Source organism: Nonomuraea sp. NPDC050202, assembly GCF_040656115.1.
Lineage (GTDB): Bacteria > Actinomycetota > Actinomycetes > Streptosporangiales > Streptosporangiaceae > Nonomuraea.
Map to the genome: position 1 here is coordinate 130,105 of NZ_JBFALF010000006.1, position 22,839 is coordinate 152,943.

Consider the following 22,839-nt stretch of genomic DNA (forward strand, 5'->3'; position numbering starts at 1 on the left):
GGCGTCATCGGCCATGAGAGCCGGTGAAACCACGTGAGGGCGCCGTGAAACCGCCGCCGCCGACAGTAAAGCCATGAACATCGCAGAACTCGGACGTACCGGGGGCGGCGATCTGGCCGTACGGACGCAAGGGCTGGCGAAGTCGTTCGGCGAGCACCGCGCCGTCGACGGGATCGACCTGCACGTCCGCCCCGGTGAGATCTTCGGCGTGCTCGGCCCGAACGGCGCCGGCAAGACCACGACACTGCGGATGCTGGCCACCCTCCTGACGATCGACGCGGGCAGCGCCGAGATCTTCGGCGTCGACGTGGCCGGCAACCCGCACGTGATCCGCCAGCTCGTCGGCGTCACCGGACAGTACGCCTCGGTCGACGAGAACCTGACCGCCCGCGAGAACCTCTGGCTCTTCAGCCGCCTGCAAGGCATCGCCGCGCCGCGCGCCCGGCGCATCGCCATCGACCTGCTGGGCCAGTTCGGCCTGGAGAAGGCCGCCGACAAACCCATCGCGCAGTTCTCCGGCGGCATGCGCCGGCGACTCGACCTGGCCGCCAGCCTGATCACCAGGCCGCCGCTCATCTTCCTCGACGAGCCCACCACCGGTCTCGACCCGCGCACCCGCGGCCAGATGTGGGACACCATCCGCGGCCTGGTCGCCGACGGCTGCACGGTGCTGCTGACCACGCAGTACCTGGACGAGGCCGACCAGCTCGCCGACCGCGTCGCCGTCATCGACCACGGCCGCAAGGTCGCCGAGGGCACCCCCGACGAGCTGAAGACCGCGGTCGGCAACTCCACCCTCCAGCTGCTGCTCGCCGAACCCGGCGAGGTGCCCGCCGCCGTGGAGGTCGTGCGGCGCGTGCTCGGCTCCGAGCCGGTGCTCAGCCCCGAGCAGGGCCGGCTCAACGTCGCGCTCGACCAGGCCGACCTGGCCGCGGACGTGCTGATCGCGCTGCGTACCGCCGGGGTGTCGATCATCTCGGTGAGCGTGGCCAAGCCCAGCCTGGACGAGGTGTTCCTGGTCCTCACCGGTCACGAGACCGACGGGGACGGCCAGAGCGGTACGGAGGAGAGCCGATGACGACCACGATCGCACCCGCCCGCGAGGCGGTCCGGGCCGCCGACCGCGTGGCCGCCGCCCGGCGGCGCGTCTCGCTCGGGGAGACGGTCGGCCAGACGCTGACGATGGCGTGGCGGGCGCTGAAGAAGATGCGCAGGAACCCGGAGCAGTTCTTCGACGTGGCGCTGCAGCCCATCCTGTTCACCGCGATGTTCGCCTTCATCTTCGGCGGCGCCATCGCGGGCGACGTGGAGAGCTACCTGCCCCTGATGGTCCCCGGCATCCTCGCCCAGACCGTGCTGACGACGTGCATGGCCACGGGCACGCAGCTCCGCGAGGACATGGAGAAGGGCGTCTTCGACCGGTTCAAGTCGTTGCCGATCGCCCGGATCGCGCCGCTCGCCGGCCCGATGGTGGCCGACCTGCTGCGGTACACGATCGCGGCCACGCTGACCTTCGGCATGGGCCTGGTGATGGGCTACCGCCCGGGTGGCGGGGCGGTCGGCGTGCTCGCCGCGATCCTGCTCGCCATCTTCACCGGGTGGTCGCTGGCGTGGGTCTTCACCTGGGTCGGCACGATCGCCCGCAGCGCCCAGGCCGTCCAGGGCATCTCCATGATGATCTTGTTCCCGCTGACGTTCCTGTCGAACGCGTTCGTGCCCGTCGAGACGCTGCCCGGCTGGCTGGCGGCGTTCGTCCGGATCAACCCCGTCTCGCACCTGGTCACGGCCGCCCGCGACCTCGCCAACAGCGCGCTCGTCAGCGGCGAGGTGGCCTGGACGCTACTGGCGTCCCTGGTCGTCATCGCGATCTTCGCGCCGCTGTCGGTGCGCAGCTACAAGCGCCACATGTGACCCGCCCCTGTCACGCACCCGCTCGACGAGCTCGCGCGCCTCGTCGAGCAGGTCGTAGCCGCGCCGGTCGCCGTACTCGGCCCGCCTGGCGTCGATCATCCCGGGCGCGGCCAGCTCCGCGTACGGTTCGATGCGCTCGAACGCCATGCTGGGCGTGGTGCTGTTGTACGCGAACCGCTCGGCCAGCACCAGCAGCCCGATCGCGTCGCCGGGGGGCATGGCCTCCCGCAGCAGCCCCCAGGCGCCGAGGGCGAAGAGCATCACGCCGCACAGCGGGTAGTCGAGGGCGGGGTCGTCCACGCTCAGCACGTTGTATCCGCAGATGGTGGCGAACAGCTCCGCGCCGTACCGGACGTCCTCCGGCGGGGCGTGGTACGCGTACGCCGTCAGCGCGGCCGACTCGGCCACGAGCATCCACGGCGTGCACTCCGTCAGCGGCACCCCGGGCAGGCGCAGGCCGCGCGCCCGGTGGACGGCCGTGCGGTACTCCTCGAGCGCGGCGGCCGTCTCACCGCGGGCGAGCGCGACCTCGGCCGCGCACAGCGAGACCATCGCCACCCCGCCGAGCACGACCTCCCTGTCGTTGATCCGCTCGATCGCGGCGAGCTCGGCCTGCGCGGTGTCGAGGTCGCCGTCGGCCAGCGCGGAGGTCAGCAGCACCGTGCGCAGCTGGGTCTCGTCGTCGGCGGCGCCGAGCCGGCTCAGCACCGGGATGGCGACGCGCGCGTGCTCCACCGCCCGCCGCCGGTCGCCGAGCTGCATGACCAGGTGCGCCAGCACGGCGTGCGTCATCGCCGGGAACCACGCTCCCTCGTCCTCCGTCACCAACGACAGCGTCCGCTCGGCCACCTCGATCGCCCCGCGCATGTCGCCCGCGTTCTCCAGGACGTGCACACTCGCGTGCGTCGCCGCCCTGAGCACGTCGGGGTCGGCGCTGCGGCGCAGCTCCGCCAGCCGGCGGTGCATCTCGGCGCCGTCGGTCGTGTGGCAGGCGAGCGCCACCCTGGCCATCGCCGAGATGCGGGGATCCGTCGCGTCGCTGGTGGGCAGCGTGCGGAGCAGGTCGCGCAGCGGATCGTCGCGGCGGTCAGTGGCGACGAGGACGTTCATCAGCGTGATCAACACGGCGGCCCTGGTCACCTCGACGAGGTGCGGCGGCGGCCACCAGCCGGTGATCACCTGGACGATCGCCTCGCGGTGGGCGATGATCCGGAGGTGGTCGCCGCGGATCGACCACAGCGCGCCGACCCCGGCCAGCAACTGGACCGTCGTGACCGGATCCGACTCGCCGAGAGCCTGCCGGAGCAGGTCGGCGAGGTTGCCCTCCTCGGCGCGCAACGCGTCGGCCGCCGCGAACTGCGCGGGGCTGAACAGCACGGAGGCGTGCCGGAGCGCGTACTCCGTCGCCCAGGCCCGCTGCGCCGCCCGGGCCGGCTCCTCCTCGCCGGCCTCCTTCAGCCGCATCCGGCCGAACTCACGAACGGTCTCCAGCATCCGGTAGCGCAGGCCGTACGCGGTCTCGCGGACGCTCAGCATCGACTGCTCGGTCAGCGCGTCCAGGACGTGCAGCGCGTCCGGGCCGAGCACGTGCTCGGCCGCCTCCAGCGTGAAACCGTCGCCGAACAGCGACAACCACCGCAACGCCCGCCGCTCCGGCTCGGCCAGCAGGTTCCACGACCAGTCGATGACCGCCAGCAGCGTCCGGTGCCGGCCGGGAGCCGTCCGGTTCCCGCCGCGCAGCAGCGCGAACCGGTCCGCCAGCCGCCGGGCGATCTCCTCCACCGACATCACCCGCACCTTGGCCGCCGCCAGCTCGATCGCGAGCGGCAGCCCGTCGAGGCGGGCGACGACCTTCCCGACCACCCCGTCGTCGATCCGCACACCGGGGCGGGCGGCCGTGGCACGCTGGCGGAACAGCTCGACGGCGTCGTCCTCGGGCAGCTCGCCGAGCAGGTAGACGCGCTCGGCGGGGATCGACAAGGGAGCGCGCGAGGTGGTGAGCACCCGCAGGTCGCGGGTCGACACGGTCAGGAACCCGACCAGATCCGCCACGGCCTCGATCACGTGCTCGCAGTTGTCCAGGATCAGCAGCGCCGGAGTCTGGTCGAGCTGCTGGGCGATCCGCGCGCGGACGTCGGCCCGCTGCTGGGCGGTCAGCACATGACGCCCGCCCACGGAGTCCCGCACCCCCAGCGCCGAGCCCACCTCGCCCACCACACCCTCCGGCGAGGAGACGCCGACCAGCTCGACGAAGTGGGCGACGGGCTGGGCGGCCTTCCTGCCGGCCACATGGGCCAGCCGCGTCTTGCCCAGCCCGCCGGGGCCGACGATGGAGACCACCCGATGGGTCTGCAGCAGGGCGTGCACCGCCCGGATGTCGTCGTCGCGGCCGAGCAGCGAGGAGCCGTCGAACAGGATGCCCTGGCGTACCGGCCGATCGGCGACGAGGAGCTCGGCGTACACGCGGGCGAGCTCGGGTCCCGGTTCGGCGCCGAGCCGCGCGACCAGCCCCGCGCGATACCGCTCGTAGCGCTCCAGCGCCGCGGCGGCGCCTCGTACGGCGGCCTCGCTGCGCAGCAGGCAGGCGAGCAGCTCCTCGTCGTGCGGCCGCTCGCCGGCGGCCTCCTCCAGCAGCGGCAACGCGCTCTCGTGAGCGCCGCTCCGTCCCTGCGCGATCGCCGCCACCCGCCGTGCCTCGGCCGCCCACCCGCCCGCGACGCCCCTCAACTCGGCGAGCGCGCCCGTGGCGCCGTCCGGACCGCCCGCCGCCAGAGCCATGGCCTCTTCGGCACGGCGCCGCGCCGACGCCACGTCGTCCGCGCCCAGTGCCGCCCGTGCCCGCTCCACCAGCAGGCCGAGCAGCAACGCGTCCACCTGGTCTGCGCCCAGCCCGAGCCGGTACCCCCGCGGGATCCGCTCCACGACGTCGGCGCGGGTCGCCGCCCTGGTCCGCGAGACGACCACCTGCAGCGCCTTCGTCGGGTTGGCCGGCGCCTCGTCGGGCCACAGCTCCTCGACCAGCCGCTCGTCACCGACCCCCGCACGGCCGTGGAGGGCGAGCACCGCCAGCAGGGTGTGCGCGCGGTCGCCGACCACGCGCACACCCTGCCAGCGGACGCCGTCGAGCAGGACCAGTGCGGGGGACACACCCTCAGCTTACGGACCGGCGGGCCCTTGGCCGTCGAGTCGATGCGGGTGGTCCGCGTGGAGAATTGGTGGGTTACGCCATGGAGTCGTGGGGTTCGACAGTATGCTTCTCTTCGTGTGCGACCGATAGCGATTAGTGATATTTCGGTCGTGTGGCAGGCGGGCTGTGCCCGGGCCTGCCCGTGCCGCCCAGACCTTGCGACACGCACCTCACAAGGCGGGCTCGCTGGTGGGGAGACCAGAGGGCCGGCGTCGAGGCGGCGGGTCCGCGGGGTGTGCAAGCCCCAGGCGGGACGCCGGAGGGGGTGTCTCGCCTGGCCCCCTCGTGCAGGGGTGGGAGCGGCGGTGCAGGGTGTGACGATTCGAGATGGCCGGCAGCCGGGCACGCTGGTGGTGTGCGGCGAGCTGGACGTGGCCGGAAAGCCGGTGCTGTGTGCGGCGGTGCGCCAGGCACTGCTGGTACGCGGTGCCGACGTGGTGCTGGATGTGGCCGGGGTGTCGTTCATCGACGCCCAAGGGCTGTCGGCGCTTGTGGTCTGCCGGGGCCTGGCCGGGCTCGCGGAACGGCGGCTGCGGCTGGTGGCGGTGCCGGCCCGCATGGTGCGGCTGCTGCGGCTGACCGGGCTGGACCGGGTTCTGCTGTGACCACCTGAATCTGCTGGGCGCCGGATCGGTTGGGCGGCGTACGGTGAAGGCTACGTGTCCTCCGGACGCGAGGCGGGCGGTCACGGCAGGTGGACGACGAACATGGGCTGCGCGTCTGGGCGTTGATCGGAACAGCGGCGGCGGCACGCAGGGCGCCGGTCTCGGTGGGCAACGTGTGCGTGGCGTGCGTGGACTCGCTGCGGGTGACCGGGGCCGGGCTCTCGGCGGTCAGCGGCGTTCCCGGGATGCGGCTGACACCGGTGCACGCCGAGGGCCGGTTGGGGCATGACCTGCTGGAGGCGGAGCTGACCAGCGGGGACGGGCCGTGCGTGGACGCGGTCAACGATCGCGAGCCGGTGCTGGTCGCCGATCTGCACCGGCGGGAGGCCCAGGCGCGCTGGCCGCTGTTCACCGCGCTGAGCCAGACGGCGCGGGTGCGGGCGGTCTTCGCCTTCCCGCTGCTGGCCGGCCCGGACAGCGTGGGCGTGCTGGTGCTGTGCCAGGACCGGCCGCGGATGCTGGAGGAGTCCGAGCAGCGCACGGCCCGGTACTTCGCCGACGCGGCCCTGCTGCTGCTGCTCAACCTGGTCACCGTCAACGGGGAGGGAGAGGCGCTGCCGGTCCGGACGCTGGCTCTGGGGCCGGAGATCCACCAGGCCACCGGCGTCGTGGCGGTGCAGGCCGACTGCACGGTGGAGGAGGCGCTGATCCGGCTGCGAGCCCACGCGCTGGCCGCCGACGAGCCGCTGACCCAGGTGGCCCAGAAGGTACTTGCGCACACCTTGCGGTTCTCCGAGCAGCGAAGCTGAGCCCCCGGCGGCAGGCGCCCCCTCCCCAGCGCGCACGGCCATGAGACGGTGATGCGGCTGTGCTCTGCCCACAGGCTGTGGACGGGCGTAGGCTGCCGAAGGTGGAGACTTCCGCGTCCCGCCAACCGGAACACCGGCTGGCCAAGGCGTTCATCACGCTGGCCGACACGCTGGTGAGCGGGTTCGATCTCATCGAGTTCATGCACGGCCTGACCGAGCAGTGCGTCGGGCTGCTCGGCGTGGACGCCGCTGGCCTGCTGATCACCGACCAGCACGGCAACCTGCAACTGGTGGGCGCCTCCAGCGAGCAGACCCGGCTGCTGGAGCTGTTCCAGCTGCAGAGCGACCAAGGGCCGTGCCTCGACTCCTTCCGCTCCGGCCGGGCGGTGCACTGCGCCGACCTGAGCGGCACCGCGGCCACCGCCTCGTGGCCGCGGTTCGCCGAGCGGGCCCATCTGGCGGGTTTTCGCGCCGTGAGCGCACTGCCGATGCGGCTGCGCGACCAGGTCGTCGGCGCGATGAACCTGTTCCGCTCCGCGCCCGGCGAGCTGGACGGCGACACGGCCGCCCTCGCCCAGGCGATGGCCGACATCGCCACCATCGGCCTGCTGCAGGAACGTGCCATCCGCGAGAGCCAGATCCTTGTCGAGCAACTCGAGTACGCCCTGAACAGCCGGGTGGTCATCGAGCAGGCCAAGGGCATGCTCGGCGAGCGGCACGACCTGCCCGTCGAAGAGGCGTTCGGCCTGTTGCGCCGGCACGCCCGCAGCAACCAGCAGAACCTGACCGAGCTGGCCCGCGCGGTGGTGGCGCGCACCAGCGACGTCCCGCCGCCTGGCTCCACCGGTGACTTCTCGCCGCAGCGGGGGAACGGCCCCGCCACGCCCTCGGCCGAGGGCTGATCCCGCCCGGACCCGGTGCGGGCGGCATCAGCCCGGCAGACGGAAGGCGATCCACAACAACGTGCCTTCCGCGCCGCTGGCGAAAGTGATCTCGTCGGCGAGCTGCCGGATCAGCCACATGCCCCGCCCGCCGGTGCTGTCCGGTTCGGGCACCGCGGTCCCGTCCAGGCGGCCGGCCAGAGCGCCCGGCCCGTCGTCGCTGATCTGGCAGCACAACGCTGCCTCGTTGCGCCACAGCCGGAGCCGCCCCGTTCCGCCGCCGTGACCGACAGCGTTCACCGACCCCTCATGGACCGCCAGCACGAAGTCGTCCCACCGCATCCCGGCCAGTCCCGCGCGGGCGGCCTGCCAGGCCACCATGTGGCGCAGCCTGGGCAGATCCGTGTGCGTGAAGCGGCAGGCCAGCAGTGACTGCCGGTCACCGTTCAGGAAGCCGGTCATCTGGCCTCCCCTCCGCTCGCAGTGGAGAGGCCGGTAACGGCCGCTGTCTCTTGACCGCCGTGACGCGGTCGTCGCCGCGGGTGTGGGTCCGCAGAACTGTCTCGGCTGCTGAGCCAGGGGACGGGCGTCGGCCGGCCACCGTTATCACGGTCCTTCACAACGGAATGGGACCGCTGGGGTCTGGGGCAGCCAGTGCTTGCCTCCATCATGCCCTTGGCCGGAGCGATCAACCGCCGGCAGGGTCTGATCCGCCGAGCCAGGCAGAAACAGGGGGCGGCGTCCCGGACTTGGATCTCGGCGCGGTCACCTCGTGCTCCGGCTCGGTCAGCGGGTCACAGCCACGTCTTCATGGTCTCGGCCAGCGGCTCGGCCGGGCGGCCGATGAGCCGCGCCAGGTCGCCCGGTGTGGCGGCCATGGCGCCGTCGCGCATGTCGGCGTTGAGCATGACCATGAAGTCCGCGGTGCCTTCGTCGAGGCCGAGGGCGAGGAGCTGCTCGCGTTCGTTCTCGGAGGTGAGCGACTGGTAGCGCACGGGGGTGCCGAGCAGTTCCTGCGCGGTGGTGGCGAACTCGTCGAACGACCAGGCGACGTCGCCGGACAGCTCGTAGGCCCTGCCCTCGTGGCCGGGCGTGCTGAGCACGACGGCGGCGGCCTCGGCGAACTCCTTGCGCGGGGCGGTGGCGATGCGGCCGGCGCCGCCGACGCCCCTGAGCCTTCCGGCGAGCAGCCCGGACCGGGGCTGCGCGCCGACGCCGAACGCAACCGCGAACGCATCGTGGCCGCCGCCCGCCGCCTGTTCGCCAGCCACGGCCTCGGCGTCTCCATGGCCTGCATCGCCCGCGCCGCCGGCGTCGGCAAGGCCACCCTGTCGCGCCGCTTCGCCACCCGCGAAGAACTCATCAACGCCGTCTTCGCCGACCGCATGGACGCCTACGCCGCCGCCGTCGCCGAGGCTCTGGCCGACCCCGACCCCTGGCACGGCTTCGTCGGCTACGTCCAGGCCGTCTGCGCCATGCAGGCCGCCGACCGCGGCTTCGCCGAAGTGCTGGCCATGACCTTCCCCGCCGCCAAAGCCCTGGAGAAGCGCCGCGCCGAGGCCTACCACAGCTTCCTCGACCTCATCGCCCGCGCCAAGGCCACCGGCCACCTGCGCGAGGACTTCACCGACCGGGACATGCCCATCCTGCTGATGGCCAACGCCGGCGTCATCGCCGCCGCCGGGGACGCCGCCCCCGACGCGTGGCGCCGCCTGGTCGGCCAGATGCTGCGCGCCTACGCCGCCCCCGGCGCCGACCTGCCCCCGCTGGATCCGGCCCCCGCACCCACGGCCCTGTACCGGGCCATGGTCCGCCTCACCCGTACCGCTTCCGGCCCTGAGGGGGACACGGGGTGAGCAAGTGGCCGTGGGCGAGCACGCGAGGTCCCCGCTCTCGTGCAGCGCTCAGGTAGGCGAGCACGCGAGGTCCCCACCCTCGTGCAGCGCTCAGGTAGCCGCGGCCGTCCCCCGCCTCGCGCCATCCAGCGATGAACAGCCGAGCGGCCCACGCCGCACAACTCGGCCGTCGTGCGCCAGGAAGCGGCCGGTCTCCAGGTGCTGGAGGCCTGGAGTGAGTTCGGTAGGCCGTTCCCCTCACGCATCCCTGCCGGGGCAGCCGCCGAAGGACGGCGCGTCATGGCCGTCGACGACCATATTGCGCGGAATCCAGCCGGTGCAGAAACGACCTGCGCATTCCTGAATCTCCGGCGGAGCAGGGAAGGCATCTGGCTCTCTTCCGAGGAAATGGAAGACTCAACCGGCCCGCGTGGGGCGCCGAGACGCTGCCGGACGTTGACCGGCCATCTACAGGAGCCCTATTGTCGCCCGACGTGAAGCTCCTTAAGATCGCGGCGCTCGCCAGCGCCCTGATCACCCCCTTAGCCGGAACGGCGTCCGCGGATGCCTCGGCATTTCCCGTGAAAAACCCCGTCCTCACCAAGAACGCCCTGTACGAGGCGGGCCCGCTGCCGCCGACGACATGCGACGAGCTGCCGATTGAGCCGTACAATTCCGAGCAGGCCCGCGCCTACATCGACGAGGTCATCCGCTGCCTGGAGAACACGTGGGGGCCGTATCTGAAAAAGGCCGGCCTGCCGTATGAGCCGGTCAAAGTCCGGTACGTGAAGCGCCTGCCCAAGAACTACTGCGGTTCCGACGAGGAGAGCAGCCGGGATTCCGAGGTGTGGTACTGCGACTGGGACCGCACGCTGTCGTTCAAACTCGGCCCTTCCTGGCTTGCGTCTCCGTCCGACCTCCTGCTCCTCAACGAGGCCGCGCTGATGTACGGCTACCACGTGCAGAAGCTGACCGGCCTTTACGACGCCGGCGAAGACCTCAGGGCCGGTAGCAAAGCCGAGCACCAGGAGCAGCTCCGGCGCATGTACCTGCAGGTCGAATGTCTGGGTGGCGCCTTCATCCAGAGCGTCTGGCCGATCAAGGGCAGGACCACCGAGGATTGGAACCAGGTCCTGGGGTACGTCCGGGACGACAACGTCAAGCATTGGATCCGGACCGGTTTCCGCACCGGCGACCCGGGGTCCTGCAACACCTGGACGGTGCCCTCGTCGAAGGTGGTTTAGAGCTGCTCCCGCAATGAGGTGAGGCGTCGCCAGCAGATGAGGGCGCAGGCTCGCTTGAGGAAGCTTCGTGGATGTCGGCGCGGACCTGTCCGCGGATGTGCAGGCGGCGAAAGACGCGCAGCAGGGCAAAGGTCGACGACCCAGTACTGATCACCTAGGCCGGAGCCGAGTTCGGTGCCGCAGCGGATGATCAGCGGGGGGATCCGCAGCTCGCGGTCCAGGCGGCGGTACTTGTCGGGTAGCGGCGGCATGTTGCCATGCCACCGCCCCGCTCCTGACCAGCCTGCCCTACTCAGCCCTTCGAGGAGGACGGTGCCTTCCTCGAATGAGCCTGCGCAGGCAAGGGCTACAGGCTCGGAGACCAGGTCATCGCCGTCACCCTCACCGGCACTCCACTGGGAGGACCGTACGGGCGCTGAACTTCTCACCGCGCCCTGAGGCGAGGTCGCCCGGTGTGTTCCGTTGCTTGGCGCATGAACCGCGGGCGGCGTTTGACGTTCGTGACCAGCCGAAACGCTGGATCACGGACACGAGCCGCTCTGGGCCTTGGGAACTTACCCGATCAACGACACCACCACGGTGCCACGGGTGGATATGGAGTGTTGCCCATACCGCTAGGGTGTCGCGGAAACGGAGATCATCTTGTCGCGATTGGCCCACCTCGCTTGGGCGGCCGCCCTAGCCGCCGCAGCGTACTCGACCTGGGGCGCCTGGCAAGTCGAGTACGGGTCCTCCTATGCCGTCCTCGGCTGCGTGGGGTTGTTTGACACCGGCGGCTTCAGCCTCACCAGCCTGGCGTCGGTGTCTCTGGGGGACGCCTATGAGATCGCGAACCTGGCCGTCGTATGGGGCGTGCCCTCCATCCTCGTCCTCACGGGGTTCCTGATGTCGGCCGCCACCGGGAACAGGGCGATCATCGGTTACCGGGTGGCCGGCCTCCTCGTCCTTCTCGCGATAGTTGGACCGGCCACCCCTTCGTACATGGCGGAGGACGGCTGCTCGGTGATCCCCGTGCTCAGCGGTGAGTGGTTCGCGACCGTGGCGCGCGCCTACGGGCCTGCAGAGTCGATCCTCTTGCTTTCCGCGTTGCTGGTGCTGCTGGCCACCCGGACCGCGAGGGACACCTGGCCGAGTGGATTCGCCGGGCGCCGGGCGGTGGCGTTCACCTTCGATTACTTGATCTTCGTCGCCTTCCTGGGTTTCTTCGAGGGAGGGTTCAGCAGCTTGGATTACGGCCTCCTGAACTGGTTCAGGGCCAACGAACCGACATCGCTGCTTGTCGCTGTGCCCGCGTTCTTTTACGTCCTGACAGGACGGACGTTCGGCAAGCGGCTCATGCGCATCCGCGTCGTCTCCGCCGATACCGGCCACTGGCCGGGCTGGCGCAGGGCCGCGGTCCGCGCGCTCGTCTTCCCCGTCCTCACCTGCGTGCCACAGTGCGGGCTGGCCGTGCTCCTGGTGGACGTTCTGTGGTCGGTGGCCGACCCGGCCGCCCGCACCTTGCACGACCGCCTCGCTGGCACTCGGGTTGTGCGCGATCTGCTGTAGCTGCGGCGCGATCGAAGCCGTTACCGTTGAGGCCGTGATCATCTGGGTCGCTTCGTTTCCCCGATCAGGCAACACCTTCCTCCGCATCATCCTGTGGCGGCTGTACGGCGTGCGCACCTCCACCGTCTACGACGTCGACGGCGTGGCCGCGCGGCTTGGCCCCGACATGATCGGCTACGAGGAGCGTCCCTCCTCGATCGAGGAGATGCGCGCCTCCGAGAAGCTGCACTTCGTCAAGACGCACCGGCAGCGTGCCGGGGAAGAAGATCGCGCGATCTGTCTCGTCCGAGATGGCCGCGACGCCATAACGTCATGGGCCCACCTGACCGGTGGGCCTGATGTCGGGGCCGAGATCCGCACAATGATCAACCGTCGTGACGAGGCAGGGACGGGCAGTTGGGGCCAGAACGTACTGAGCTGGCTACATCCGCCCGTACCCCATCGCGTGATGCTCCGCTACGAGGAGCTGATCCGCGAACCGCGACGGAGCGTCAAGAAGGTGCTGGCCACGCTGGCACCGACCCTACGACCACTGCCTGATGCCCACATTCCCACCTTTGCAGAGCTCCACCAGGTCGATGACGGCTTCTTCCGCAGAGGACAGACCGGCACACACGCGGACGAGCTGTCAGAGGAGCTGCACCAGCTCTTCTGGGCCCGCCCTGACAACGTCACGGCCATGAAGATGCTGGGGTATTCACGCGATGGGTGAAGGCTAGGTCCGCCCCTTTGCGTTTCCGGTCCAGGGTCGTCGATGACCATGGACATTTACACTCAGATCCCTAGTCCCGAAACCCGTAAGGCGCTTGACCGGCTCAATCAGAGCCTCGACCGTTCAAGCGAGACATAACTAATCTCTCGGTACCACTTATAGGCCCTCTGGGGGTATCCCAGAGGGCCTATAAGTGTGCACCGGATCCCGTCATAACCGAAGGGATATGCCGGACTGGCTACGGTGGTCATTTCGCTTTCCGCTGCGTGTGATTCAAAAGAATGGGGCTTCCAGCGAGGTGCTCCAGCTCACTATCTGCCGGATGCAGCGGAGGGCGGATGACGCACCCTGTGATCTGTGAACGGGCCAAGGGGCACAGCTGTGCGTGTTCCGCCTGCGGAGGGACGCAACATGGCTGGACCAATGATCTCATGTTGGCCCGAGACCCTTCTCCCGCTGATCGTCGGCAGGCGAGAGATGGCAATGATCAAGCCTGGGCCGAAGCTCAACAGAAGTCGCCAAAGTCTAGAAAGATAGCAGCCACCGATAGCGCCACAGTCGACCTCGTTGACTGGCTATCCGAAAACCCCGACACCATCGACCGTATTCAGGATATTGGAGACATCCTTGCCGGCCCGGTAATCCAGGAGCTCGATAAGCGGTTCGGTGGGACTAAGCCCCGAAAGGCTAGAAAGCAACTCACTGATCACTTCTGGTGCGATCTTCTTGTCGCCGTGGCCGAGGCCATCGAGAAATTCTCGAAAGCCATCGACCGAATCCCGGAGTACGTGACGACGGTCGTCCTGCAGTCTCGGGAAGCCGAAGGACGCAGTGTCCTCCTCGATGCACTGGTGGGACTTGCCGTACGGACGGCATGGGAGCCCATCAAGAGCATGATCCACACGACGGGGATCGAGGAGATTCAACGAGGATGCCGGATTCTCGCCGTCCTGATCTGTCCTGCGCCCGAGAATCACAAGGCCGTCCAGGACGGCGCCCTCCTCCCCTTGGCGAAGGAGGGGTTGTTGGAGACCAGCAGGGAGCGGCTTGAGCAGGTCTTCCCCGCGGATTGGGTGCGCCGTCTACGAGAGGGCCTCGACGGCGCCTGAGTAGAGCGGCTGGCGTCCCGTCGGCATGAGCTGTCCGCCGGGGATCGGCCGTGTCGGGCTGTGTTGCTGTACGACACTGCTGTACGGCCACGGAAAAGGCCCTCCGGGATCATCCCGGAGGGCCTTTCACCTGCTGCGCGGCCGAGAGGACTCGAACCCCTAACCTTCTGATCCGTAGTCAGATGCTCTATCCATTGAGCTACGGCCGCTCGCTGCGTAAGCAAGCATAGCGGGTTTTGAGGAGTGCCTCGAACCAGAATCGGCGAGCATGGGGTCGCAGGTTCGAGCTTGGGGTGTTCGCCAGGCGGTTGAGGTGGGCGCGCGTGGCGTTGACCTGGGGTTAAGGGTGAGATGGGCCCCTCGAAGAGGGTCAGGGGCCCAGGGTGATCTAGGCGTCCAGCTTCTTCGCCAGGCGGTCGATCATCAGTGCCAGGTCGGTGAGTCTGCGGTGGACGGCGTGGTGCTGATCGTCGATCTGTGAGCGGAACTTGGTGAAGTGGTCGTTCGAATGCCTTCTGACACCTCCGATCTCGTCGTTCAGGGCGGAGAGGTCCTGGGACAGCTCGGCCTGGAGGCTCTTGATGGCGGTGTTCAGGTGGGTGACGTCCGCCGGGGTTGGTGGCGTAGGGCGCGGGCTGGGCTGAAGGGCTTGTAGCGCCGTAACCGGTGCGTTCTCGGGCATGGCGGATGGATCGGGGCATGGCCTGCCCCTGCTGCGGCTTGCGCCTGTGGATAAGTCGCTGCCTGTGGATACATCGAAGGGTGTATCCACAGGAGGACCTTCGTAGGAGGGAGGGGCGGGCGGGAGGTGGTGGGATGAGGGCATGAAGCAGGTGGTGCTGGGGGCCGGGCTCGCCTTCGCGGTGGGTCTGGTGCTGATCGCGGGCGGGTCCCATCTCGAACGCGGTGTGCCCACGTGGGTGCTGGCCGTGCCGTTGGCGTTCACCTGCGCGGGAGTTCTGGTGCGGCAGCGGGCTCCGCTGGCCTCTTTGGGGCTGGGCGTGGTCGGGATCGTGATCGACGGGTTCGTGGGGCCGTCGCTGGGGACGGTTCTGGTCTTCACCGACAATCTCTACGCTGCTGCGCTCTATGGGCCGGCTCGGTTCGCCCGGGTGCTGCTCGGGGTCACTGGGGTGCTGGCGGTTGTGGCGGGGGCCGTGGCGGGGTTCCTGGCAGAGGATTGGCGGATGCTGGCCGTCATGGGGGTGCAGGCCGGGTTGGTGCTCATCACGCCTGTCATCACCGCGGTGGTGCTGCGGGAGCAACGTGATCGGGCCGCGGCCGAGAGGGTGCGGGCCGAGCAGGTGGCTCATCTTGCGGAGCTGGACCGGCAGGCGGCCGTGGCCGCTGAGCGTACGCGGATGGCGCGCGAGCTGCATGACATGATCGCCAATCACTTCAGCGCCATCGCCATCCAGTCCACTGCCGCGCTCTCACGTAAGGACCTTGACCGGGAGACCGTGCGGAAGGTGATGGAGTCCGTACGGGAGAACAGCGTCAAGGGGATGGCCGAGATGCGGACCATGATCGGGCTGTTGCGGCGGGAAGGCGACGAGGGGGAGAACGAGGCAACGCGGCCTCGGCTGGCTGACGCGGAGACCCTGGTCGAACGGGTGCGGCGGGCAGGGATGACGGTGGAGGTCCGGGTCGAGGGGGAGGCTCGGGAGCTGCCCGCGGCCGTCGATCTCGCCGGGTATCGGATCTTGCAGGAGGCGTTGACCAATGCGCTCAAGCATGGAGGTTCGCCGGTGTCGGTTGCTGTCGTTCATGAGGGTGAGCAGGTCTGCCTGAGCGTCGAGAACGCCCTTGGAGCACGGGGGCGGCGAGTCGAGCTGCCGGGAGCCGGGGCGGGGCTCATCGGCATGCGGGAGCGGGCTTCGCTCGTCGGCGGGTTCTTCGATGCCGGCGAGGTGTGGGACGGGGAGCGGGTGAGTGGTGGCGAGGGGCGGTGGCGGGTTCTGGCGGTTCTTCCTACCGCTGTGGACGTGACTCGTTCGGGGATTTCCGATGGTGAAGCTGGGGCCGGGTTCCGGCTCGGCGATGGTGGTGCGGGGAGAGGGGTTCGGTTCGGGACGGGTGGTGGTGGTCCGGGTGGGTGAGTGGCGCGGCAAGGTGAGGCGTTCTCAAGCTTGAGGTGTGTGTGGCGGGTAGGCCCCCGGACGGCCGGTGGGTGACAGGTGTAGTGGGCTTGGTGGAGGTGGCTGGTGACCATCAGGGTGCTGGTGGCTGACGATCATGCGGCGGTCCGGGCCGGGATCGTGCTGATCCTGGGTGGGGTGGATGACATCGAGGTCGTGGGAGAGGCCGGTGATGGCGAGCAGGCCGTGGCCATGGCTCGGGAGCTGCGGCCCGACGTGGTGTTGATGGATGTACGGATGCCTCGGCTCGACGGGATCTCCGCCACCCGGGAGCTGGCCGGTGTTTGTGATGTGCTGATTCTTACGACGTTCGATGTCGATGAGTACGTGTTCGGGGCGTTGCGCGCCGGGGCGGCCGGGTTTCTGCTGAAGAACGCTGACGCTGAGGCTTTGATCGAGGCGGTCCGGGTGGTGGCGCGGGGGGATGGGCTGATTTCGCCGGGGGTTACGCGGAAGCTGATCGCCGCCTTCGCTGAGCAGATGTCGGTGCGTCGGGCGGTGGGGGAGGAATCGGCTGAGGCGGCTGGGTTGACGCCTCGGGAGAAGGAGGTGCTGGCTTGTATCGGGCGGGGGTTGTCCAACGCTGAGATCGCCAAGGAGCTGGACATGGCGGAGGCCACGACCAAGACGCATGTCAGCCGGGTGTTGAACAAGTTGGGGTTGAAGAGCCGGGTGCAGGCGGCGATCTATTACTCGGAGGGGTTGTAGGGCGTCGTTGGCGTTGAACGGGCGGTGAGGGGCTGCTCGACGGGCTGTTGCGAGGGCCTCGTGGGTGTGGGGTTGGTGTGGCGAAGGTCGTGTGCGGGGTTGTCGGCTGAGTTGTGGCGACGGCCTGTCGTGTGGGGTGTGGCGAGGGTCTTGTGCGGGCTGTCGTGTGCGGTGTGGTGAGGGCCCTGTGCAGGGTTGTCGGCTGAGCTGTGGCGACGGCCTGTCGTGTGTGCTGTAGCGAGGGTCTTGTGCGCGGTGAGGTGAGGGTCTTGTGCGGGCTGTCGGGTGCGGTATGACCAGGGCCCTGTGTGGGCTGTCGTCCGCGGAGTGGCTAGGGCCCCGTGCGGTGTGCGGCCGGGTGTGGTGAGGTGTTGATCCGATGACAATTGCGGATGCCTAGTCTGATCATGACTAGAGGGGTAGACCAAGCCAATGAGTACAACGCCACCACCTCCGCCGTCCGAGGAGCCTGACCAGGGATCAGGGGCAGGGGCGGTGCCAGAGGAGGGATCGGAGTCCCTGCCGCCGCCTCCGAGCGGTGAGCCGGTCATCATGCCGCCTCCCGGCGGGGAGCAGGTCCGTGTGCCGCCTCCGAGTGGCGAGCCGGTTGCCGTGCCGCCTCCGAGTGGGGAGCCGGAGATCATGCCGCCCCCGTCCGGGGTGCCGGGACCGATGGTGGCGCCGGGTCCAGGTGCAGGGGCCGACTCCGGGGATCCAGGTCGTGGGCATGTCGGCCGGCCGTCGTTCCTGCCGCCGGACGCCGGGCCCGGGCAGCCCTCGGGCGAGGGATCGCCTCGTGGGCACGCCTTCCCATGGGAGTCGCCCTCCGGTCAGTCCTCTCAAGGCGAGCCGTCTTCCCAGGGTGGTCAGCCGTCATTCGGGGGTGCCGGGTCTCAGGGTGGTCAGCCGTCATACGGCGGTTCCGGGTCTCAGAGTGGTCAGCCGCCCTTTGGGGATGCCGGGTCTCAGGGCGGTCAGCCGTCATACGAGGCGCAGGGGCAGCCGCCGTACGGGGGCGCACCCCAAGGTGCCCCGCCCCAGGGACAGCCACCGTCCCAAGGGCAGCCACCGTCCCAAGGGCAGCCACCGTCCCAAGGGCAGCCGCCGTACGCGGGCCGGCCCCACATCCAGCACCCGCCGCCCCACGCAGGCCCGCCATCGTACGGCCCCCCGCCGCACACCCACGCGGGCGGCTACGGCCCCCCGCCGCCCCCACCCCCGCCCCCGAGCACCAGCTCCACAGGCATGCTCGTCGGCATGCTCTTCGCCGGCCTGGGCATCTACAGCGCCCTCAACGCCGTGATCGGCTTCTTCATCTTCTTCGCCGCCATGGGCGCCAGCGGCAGCCCCACCCCCTACCTCGCCGCCGGCGCGGCGCTCCTGGCGCTCGTCGGGCTCGGAGCCGGTATCGGGCTGTGCTTCGTACGCAAACCATGGAGCAGGGGCCTGGGGCTGGGGCTCATGATCGGTTGGGCGCTGTGGTCGATCCTGTCCGCGGGGATCTGCACCGGTATCAACCCGAGCCTGTACGCCTGACCGCCATGCCCCTTCACGAGATCTTCGTCGGCCTCGGTGTGGCGGCGGCGGCCGTCGTCTTCGTACGGGAGGCCCGCAGGCGCGGAGCGCTCAACGAGCAGTCACTGGTAGCCGTCGCCGGCGCGCTGGTCGGCGGCGCGATCGGGATGCGGCTGGCGGGCTGGCTGGAGACGCTGCAGCTGGAGAGCCTGTGGCTGTACGGCTCGCGGAGCATCCTGGGCGGCCTGACCGGCGCCTACGTCGGGGTGCTGGTGGCCAAGCGGATCATCGGCTACAGGGAGCGGACCGGCGACCTGTTCGCCCCGGCGGTGGCGCTCGGCATGGCGGTGGGCAGGATCGGATGCCACCTGACGGAGGCGCCCGGCAGGCCGACCGATCTGCCCTGGGGCGTGCACGCCCCGCCCACGACCCCCGAATGCCCCGCCTGCCTGACGGGCCAGGCGATGCATCCGTCGTTCGTCTACGAGATCATCTTCCAGCTCGCCGCCTTCGCCGCGCTCATCTGGGCGCGCGAGCGGCTGACCCGGCCGGGCGAGCTGTTCACGCTGTACGTCGCCGCGTACGCCGCCTTCCGCTTCCTCGTCGAGTTCACCCGGGCCAACGAGACGGTCTGGCTGGACCTGACCCGACCCCAGTGGTTCCTGATCCCGGGCTTGCTGCTGCTCGCCGTCAGGCTCGCGTACGGCTGGCGGCGCGGCTACTACATCCCCCTGTTCAAGCGAGAGCGAAAGGTCATGACATGAGCGCAGGGATGGGCCTGCGGGGCGACCGCATCCTCAGGTACGTCAACGCGTTCTGCCCGAGCTGCCACGGCCGCGCCCTCGACAGGGTCGAGCGGTTGAGCGGTTATCTGGCCGAACGCGACGGCCGCGTGTGGCTGGAGCGCGGATGCCGCGAACACGGATTCATCCGCACCCTGTACGACGAAGACCCAGAAATCCTGAAATATCTGGAGGAGTGGACCGCCCCCACCAAGCAGCACATCCCGGACACCATCGGCAACTTCGCGCCGATCCCCTCCGCCTACCTCCAAGGCCTGCCCGAGCTCCAGACCCAGCACACCTGCATCCTCCTCGAGGACATCGCCGAGACCTGCAACCTGCGCTGCCCCACCTGCTTCGCCGGCAGCTCGCCCGACCTGACCGGAGTCGTCCCGGTCCCCGACGTCCTGGCCAACGTCGACCAGCGCCTGCGGCGGGAGAACGGCAAGCTCGACGTCCTCATGCTCAGCGGCGGCGAGCCCACCCTCCACCCCGAGCTGAAGACCCTGCTCGCCGAGCTGAGCGCCCGCCCGATCACCCGCATCCTGATCAACACCAACGGCGTCCTGGTCGCCAGGGACGACTCCCTGCTCGACCTCCTCACCGAGCACAGGGACCGCGTCGAGGTCTACCTCCAGTACGACGGCACCTCGGCCGACGCGTCCAGGCACCACCGGGGCGGCGACCTGACCCGGGTCAAGGCCGAGGCCATCGAGCGCCTGTCCGAACGCGAGATCTTCACCACCCTCGTCATGACCGCCGCCCTCGGCGTGAACGACGGCGAGATCGGCGACGTCGTACGCCTCGCGCTCGACACCCCGTACGTCGGCGGCGTGTCCCTGCAACCCCAGTTCGGCTCCGGCAGGTCGGGCGCCATCGACCCGAACGACCGCCTCACCCACACCGGCGTGCTCAAGCGGCTCGGCCCGCAGACCGGCGGCCTGGTGACCTGGCGCGACCTGACCGCCCTGCCCTGCTCCCACCCCCACTGCTGCTCGGTCGGCTACCTCATCCGCGACGACGCCCGGCAGTGGCGCTCGCTCACCGCGCTGATCGGCCACGACCGGCTCAAGGAGAACCTCGGCCTGGTCTCCAACCGCATCGCCGACACCGAGCTGCCGAAGGAGCTGCGCCTGGCCGTACAGGAGTCGCTGCTCGGACTGCTCTCCGAGCAGTCGTCGCTGTCGCACCCGCAGGTCGGCGACCTGTGGCGGACCATCTGCGAGAACTGCGACCTCGGCGTCTCCACCCTGCTCGCCCTCGCGTCGTCGGCGCTGCCCGGGCGGCGCAGGAAGCTGCGCAGGATGCTCGGGGAGCGGGTCGTGCGGATCACGGTGAAACCGTTCATGGACATCTCGACGATGATCGAGGAGCGGCTCACGCAGTGCTGCGTGCACGTGGGCACCCGCGCCGAGCAGGACCAGTGCGCGCCGTTCTGCGCCGTGCAGGCGTGGCCTGAGCTGTCCAGGCAGCGGCTCTCGGCGGTGGCCCGGTGACACAGACACCCGCCAAGCAGCCGTACGACCCGCTCCGGTTGTGCGTGTACGCGACCGTGGCGCTGCTGGCGTGGCTGCTCGGGCCGTGGGCGGTGCTGGGGTTCGCGGCGCTCGGGTTCGCGGGGTACTGGAAGGCGCGGCGGGCGGGGCTGTCCCGGAGCAAGTGCTTCCTCCGGGACACCCGGCTCGTGCTGGCCTACCTCGGCCTCATCGGACTGGTCGCCCTGGTGGCGATCATCGTCTGATCGCCATCGGGTTGAGCACGGTGTACTCCTCGCCGCCGCCCCGCGTCCTGATCTCGCAGGCCCGGTCCGCGCAGTGCTGGTAGAACCGGGCGGCGGCGTCCCAGAAGAGCGTGGGGGAGTGCTGGATCCGGCCCACGTCGCCGCCCTCGACCCCCGGAGTTCGCTCGCCGACCCCGGCCAGCTCCCCGGTGGCGAGGTCGTACACGGCGGCGAGCGGCACGCCGGCCTTGTTCACGTCCGGTTCGTAGACGCGGAACAGGGCGTGCCGGTCGTCGAGCAGCCACCAGACGCCGTAACCCATCAGCATGCCCGGCAGGGTCCGCCGCCCTGATCCGTCCACTCGCTGCACGATCAGGCGGCCGTCCAGCATGCCTGTGCACCATTCGGCGCCGCACTGCCACCGGTCGGCGCCCGGGGGTACCGCCACGCCGGTGGAGCCGCCGGTCTCGAGGTTGACGATCCTGGTCACGTTGCCTGCGGCGTCCCACTCGTGGGCCCACGGCCAGGAGGCCAGGCGCAGCGTTGCGGCGCCGGGCAGCGGCTCCGGCGCGCCGCCTGCGAGCGGCAGCCGGTAGATGCCGCTCTGCTCGCCCGACCAGAGGAGGAAGCCGTCCGTGACCGCGAGCTCGTACACCTCGGCCGCGGCCCGGCCCACGCGCCTGGCCTCGCCACCATCCCTGGGCATGATCCACAGGTCGAACGCCGCCCCGGCCCACGCGATGTACCGGGTGCCCACCGCCACCGGCGCCGGATCCACCGGCGTCCGGCCGAGCACGCGCGTCCTGCCCGTCGCCGAGTCGTACACCTCGAACCGCTTGTCCCTGTACGTCAGCGCTTCGGTCGCGCTCAGCCCGGTCAAGGGCAGCCTGTCCGCGGGCACCTTCATCACGGCCTCGGGCCACACCTCGGTGGCGGGAGCGATGCCGGCCGGGGAGATCGCGGGCTGCACCCGGTCCGACATCACCACCGCCGTGCCCCCCGTGCCGCCCGCGAGCGCCACCACCGCCGCGGCCGCCAGTGCCACGCTCATCCGCTTCCTGGTACGCCGGGCGCGCCGCCGGCCGGCCACACCGCTCGCGAGATCCGTCGGCAGCCCGGCCTGCCCGGCCGCCGCCCGCATGGTCAGTACGAGATCCTCTTCGCTTCTCATCGCAGCACCCGTGCCTCTCGGTTGATCCGGAGCTTGTCCAGGGCACGGGCCGCCTGGCTGCGCACGGTCCCCGGGAGACGCCGAGGATGGCGGCGATCTCCTGGTCGGGCAGGTCCTCGTAGTACCGCAGCACGAGCACGGCCCGCTGCCTGCGGGGCAGCTCCTGGAGCTCGGCCCACAGGTCGGCGTCGCCGTAGCGGTCGGGCTCGCCGCGCTCGGGCACGGCGGCCACCAGGTCCTCCCGGTGCCGCCGCCGCCACGACCTGATGTGCAGCCGGACCATGGTCGTACGGACGTACCCCTCGGGGTCGTGCTTCTGGCGCACCCGGGGCCAGGCGTCACCCAGCCGGGCCAGCGCCTCCTGGACGAGGTCGGCGGCGTCCTCGGAGTTGCCGGCCAGCACGTAGCCGTACCGGAGAAGCGCATCGCCCCGGGCCCGGACGAACTCGTCGAATTCCTCCACGAACCCAGGGAGCGTCTCGCGCGGCCAGCTGTTGCACGGCCTATTCGGCGCGCACGTACAGGCTGAGGGTCTCGGCGACGCAGGCCGGCCGCTTCTCGCCCTCGATCTCGATCGTCATCTTCAGGCTGGACAGGTGGCCGGCGGGGGAGTTCTTGACGTCGATGAGCTCGCCCACGGCCCTGATCCGCGCGCCGACCGGGACCGGCGTGTGGAAGCGGACCTTGTTCAGGCCGAAGTTGACGCCCATCGCGATGCCCTCCACCTTGATCAGGGAGAACATGAACGACGGCAGCAACGACAACGTCAGGTACCCGTGGGCGATCGTGCCGCCGAACGGCCCCTCCTTGGCCCGCTCCACGTCCACGTGGATCCACTGATGGTCGTCGGTGGCGTCGGCGAAGGTGTTGACCTGCTCCTGAGTGACCGTGCGCCACTCGGTCGGGCCGAACTTCTCGCCGACGGCCGCCTTGAGTTCATCGATGTTCGCGAAGGTCCGCATGG

At 70.1% G+C, this 22,839-nt stretch carries 22 protein-coding genes, 1 tRNA gene and 2 pseudogenes; 16 read left to right on the forward strand and 9 right to left on the reverse strand.

Features of this window, described 5'->3' with window-relative positions; all coding sequences use genetic code 11:
• The first annotated feature begins 73 nt into the window (after nt 1-73).
• Together AB0I79_RS19530 and AB0I79_RS19535 are read left to right on the forward strand one after the other, a co-directional pair.
• On the forward strand, nt 74-1,078 hold the full coding sequence (locus AB0I79_RS19530) for an ATP-binding cassette domain-containing protein (RefSeq protein WP_357874661.1): 1,005 nt from the start codon (nt 74-76) through the stop codon (nt 1,076-1,078).
• The gene (locus AB0I79_RS19535; protein WP_357874663.1) at nt 1,075-1,911 is read left to right on the forward strand and encodes an ABC transporter permease; all 837 of its coding nucleotides are present in this window, start codon (nt 1,075-1,077) and stop codon (nt 1,909-1,911) included. Before AB0I79_RS19530 ends, AB0I79_RS19535 begins: the two co-directional genes overlap by 4 nt.
• Here AB0I79_RS19535 and AB0I79_RS19540 read toward each other — a convergent pair.
• Nucleotides 1,840-5,058, reverse strand: coding sequence for a BTAD domain-containing putative transcriptional regulator (locus AB0I79_RS19540; RefSeq protein ID WP_357874665.1), 3,219 nt, complete (start codon nt 5,056-5,058; stop codon nt 1,840-1,842). The genes AB0I79_RS19535 and AB0I79_RS19540 overlap by 72 nt on opposite strands.
• Before the next feature lie 354 nt (nt 5,059-5,412).
• Between AB0I79_RS19540 and AB0I79_RS19545 the strand changes: the two genes are divergently transcribed.
• From AB0I79_RS19545 to AB0I79_RS19555, 3 genes are all read left to right on the forward strand, one after another.
• Nucleotides 5,413-5,703 (forward strand): STAS domain-containing protein, encoded by a 291-nt coding sequence (locus AB0I79_RS19545; RefSeq protein WP_357874667.1) that lies wholly within the window; start codon nt 5,413-5,415, stop codon nt 5,701-5,703.
• Nucleotides 5,704-5,792: 89 nt separating this feature from the next.
• Complete coding sequence (locus AB0I79_RS19550; RefSeq protein ID WP_357874670.1) at nt 5,793-6,512, forward strand: GAF and ANTAR domain-containing protein; 720 nt, start codon at nt 5,793-5,795, stop codon at nt 6,510-6,512.
• A gap of 101 nt (nt 6,513-6,613) precedes the next feature.
• The gene (locus tag AB0I79_RS19555; RefSeq protein WP_357874673.1) at nt 6,614-7,414 is read left to right on the forward strand and encodes a GAF and ANTAR domain-containing protein; all 801 of its coding nucleotides are present in this window, start codon (nt 6,614-6,616) and stop codon (nt 7,412-7,414) included.
• A gap of 27 nt (nt 7,415-7,441) precedes the next feature.
• Here AB0I79_RS19555 and AB0I79_RS19560 read toward each other — a convergent pair whose 3' ends face one another.
• Complete coding sequence (locus AB0I79_RS19560) at nt 7,442-7,855, reverse strand: ATP-binding protein (protein ID WP_357874676.1); 414 nt, start codon at nt 7,853-7,855, stop codon at nt 7,442-7,444.
• 332 nt (nt 7,856-8,187) lie between these two features.
• Nucleotides 8,188-8,664 carry a hypothetical protein gene (locus AB0I79_RS19565; RefSeq protein ID WP_357874679.1) on the reverse strand — a complete coding sequence of 159 codons (477 nt, stop codon included), beginning with the start codon at nt 8,662-8,664 and terminating at the stop codon, nt 8,188-8,190.
• Here AB0I79_RS19565 and AB0I79_RS19570 point away from each other — a divergent pair.
• Together AB0I79_RS19570 and AB0I79_RS19575 are read left to right on the forward strand one after the other, a co-directional pair.
• On the forward strand, nt 8,632-9,249 hold the full coding sequence (locus tag AB0I79_RS19570) for a helix-turn-helix domain-containing protein (RefSeq protein WP_357874682.1): 618 nt from the start codon (nt 8,632-8,634) through the stop codon (nt 9,247-9,249). The two genes, AB0I79_RS19565 and AB0I79_RS19570, sit on opposite strands and share 33 nt — an antisense overlap.
• Nucleotides 9,250-9,722: 473 nt before the next feature.
• Entirely contained in the window at nt 9,723-10,472 is a 750-nt protein-coding gene (locus AB0I79_RS19575) for a hypothetical protein (protein WP_357874685.1), read from the forward strand.
• Here AB0I79_RS19575 and AB0I79_RS19580 read toward each other — a convergent pair.
• Nucleotides 10,469-10,639, reverse strand: a pseudogene (locus AB0I79_RS19580) (IS5/IS1182 family transposase); the annotation flags it as partial. The gene AB0I79_RS19575 and the pseudogene AB0I79_RS19580 overlap by 4 nt on opposite strands.
• A 475-nt stretch (nt 10,640-11,114) precedes the next feature.
• On the opposite strand from AB0I79_RS19580, the gene AB0I79_RS19585 reads away from it, so the two are divergent.
• From AB0I79_RS19585 to AB0I79_RS19595, 3 genes are all read left to right on the forward strand, one after another.
• Nucleotides 11,115-12,020, forward strand: a complete 906-nt coding sequence (locus tag AB0I79_RS19585) for an RDD family protein (RefSeq protein ID WP_357874688.1) — start codon at nt 11,115-11,117, stop codon at nt 12,018-12,020.
• Nucleotides 12,021-12,054: 34 nt separating this feature from the next.
• Complete coding sequence (locus tag AB0I79_RS19590; RefSeq protein ID WP_357874690.1) at nt 12,055-12,732, forward strand: sulfotransferase domain-containing protein; 678 nt, start codon at nt 12,055-12,057, stop codon at nt 12,730-12,732.
• A gap of 431 nt (nt 12,733-13,163) precedes the next feature.
• Nucleotides 13,164-13,841: a hypothetical protein gene (locus AB0I79_RS19595; protein ID WP_357874693.1), complete on the forward strand. Its 678-nt coding sequence runs from the start codon at nt 13,164-13,166 to the stop codon at nt 13,839-13,841.
• Nucleotides 13,842-13,977: 136 nt separating this feature from the next.
• On the opposite strand, the gene AB0I79_RS19600 is transcribed toward AB0I79_RS19595, so the two are convergent.
• Together AB0I79_RS19600 and AB0I79_RS19605 are read right to left on the reverse strand one after the other, a co-directional pair.
• A tRNA-Arg gene (locus tag AB0I79_RS19600) sits at nt 13,978-14,050 on the reverse strand.
• Nucleotides 14,051-14,229: 179 nt separating this feature from the next.
• Complete coding sequence (locus tag AB0I79_RS19605; RefSeq protein WP_357874696.1) at nt 14,230-14,523, reverse strand: hypothetical protein; 294 nt, start codon at nt 14,521-14,523, stop codon at nt 14,230-14,232.
• Between the two features lie 142 nt (nt 14,524-14,665).
• On the opposite strand from AB0I79_RS19605, the gene AB0I79_RS19610 reads away from it, so the two are divergent.
• From AB0I79_RS19610 to AB0I79_RS19635, 6 genes are all read left to right on the forward strand, one after another.
• The gene (locus AB0I79_RS19610) at nt 14,666-15,940 is read left to right on the forward strand and encodes a histidine kinase (protein ID WP_357874699.1); all 1,275 of its coding nucleotides are present in this window, start codon (nt 14,666-14,668) and stop codon (nt 15,938-15,940) included.
• 105 nt (nt 15,941-16,045) lie between these two features.
• Nucleotides 16,046-16,687 (forward strand): response regulator transcription factor, encoded by a 642-nt coding sequence (locus AB0I79_RS19615; RefSeq protein ID WP_357874701.1) that lies wholly within the window; start codon nt 16,046-16,048, stop codon nt 16,685-16,687.
• A gap of 1,257 nt (nt 16,688-17,944) precedes the next feature.
• Complete coding sequence (locus AB0I79_RS19620) at nt 17,945-18,223, forward strand: hypothetical protein (protein ID WP_357874704.1); 279 nt, start codon at nt 17,945-17,947, stop codon at nt 18,221-18,223.
• A 5-nt stretch (nt 18,224-18,228) separates the two neighbouring features.
• Nucleotides 18,229-18,966 (forward strand): prolipoprotein diacylglyceryl transferase family protein, encoded by a 738-nt coding sequence (locus tag AB0I79_RS19625; RefSeq protein WP_357874707.1) that lies wholly within the window; start codon nt 18,229-18,231, stop codon nt 18,964-18,966.
• Nucleotides 18,963-20,480: a radical SAM protein gene (locus tag AB0I79_RS19630; RefSeq protein WP_357874710.1), complete on the forward strand. Its 1,518-nt coding sequence runs from the start codon at nt 18,963-18,965 to the stop codon at nt 20,478-20,480. Before AB0I79_RS19625 ends, AB0I79_RS19630 begins: the two co-directional genes overlap by 4 nt.
• A complete protein-coding gene (locus tag AB0I79_RS19635) occupies nt 20,477-20,725 on the forward strand; it encodes a hypothetical protein (protein WP_357874713.1) in 249 nt (82 codons plus the stop codon). Before AB0I79_RS19630 ends, AB0I79_RS19635 begins: the two co-directional genes overlap by 4 nt.
• On the opposite strand, the gene AB0I79_RS19640 is transcribed toward AB0I79_RS19635, so the two are convergent.
• The 3 genes and pseudogenes from AB0I79_RS19640 to AB0I79_RS19650 form a co-directional block, all read right to left on the reverse strand.
• On the reverse strand, nt 20,715-21,875 hold the full coding sequence (locus AB0I79_RS19640) for a hypothetical protein (protein WP_357874715.1): 1,161 nt from the start codon (nt 21,873-21,875) through the stop codon (nt 20,715-20,717). The genes AB0I79_RS19635 and AB0I79_RS19640 overlap by 11 nt on opposite strands.
• Nucleotides 21,876-21,990: 115 nt before the next feature.
• Nucleotides 21,991-22,338: pseudogene (locus AB0I79_RS19645) on the reverse strand (sigma factor); the annotation flags it as partial.
• Nucleotides 22,339-22,378: 40 nt separating this feature from the next.
• Nucleotides 22,379-22,837, reverse strand: a complete 459-nt coding sequence (locus tag AB0I79_RS19650) for a MaoC family dehydratase (protein WP_357874718.1) — start codon at nt 22,835-22,837, stop codon at nt 22,379-22,381.
• Nucleotides 22,838-22,839 lie beyond the last annotated feature (2 nt).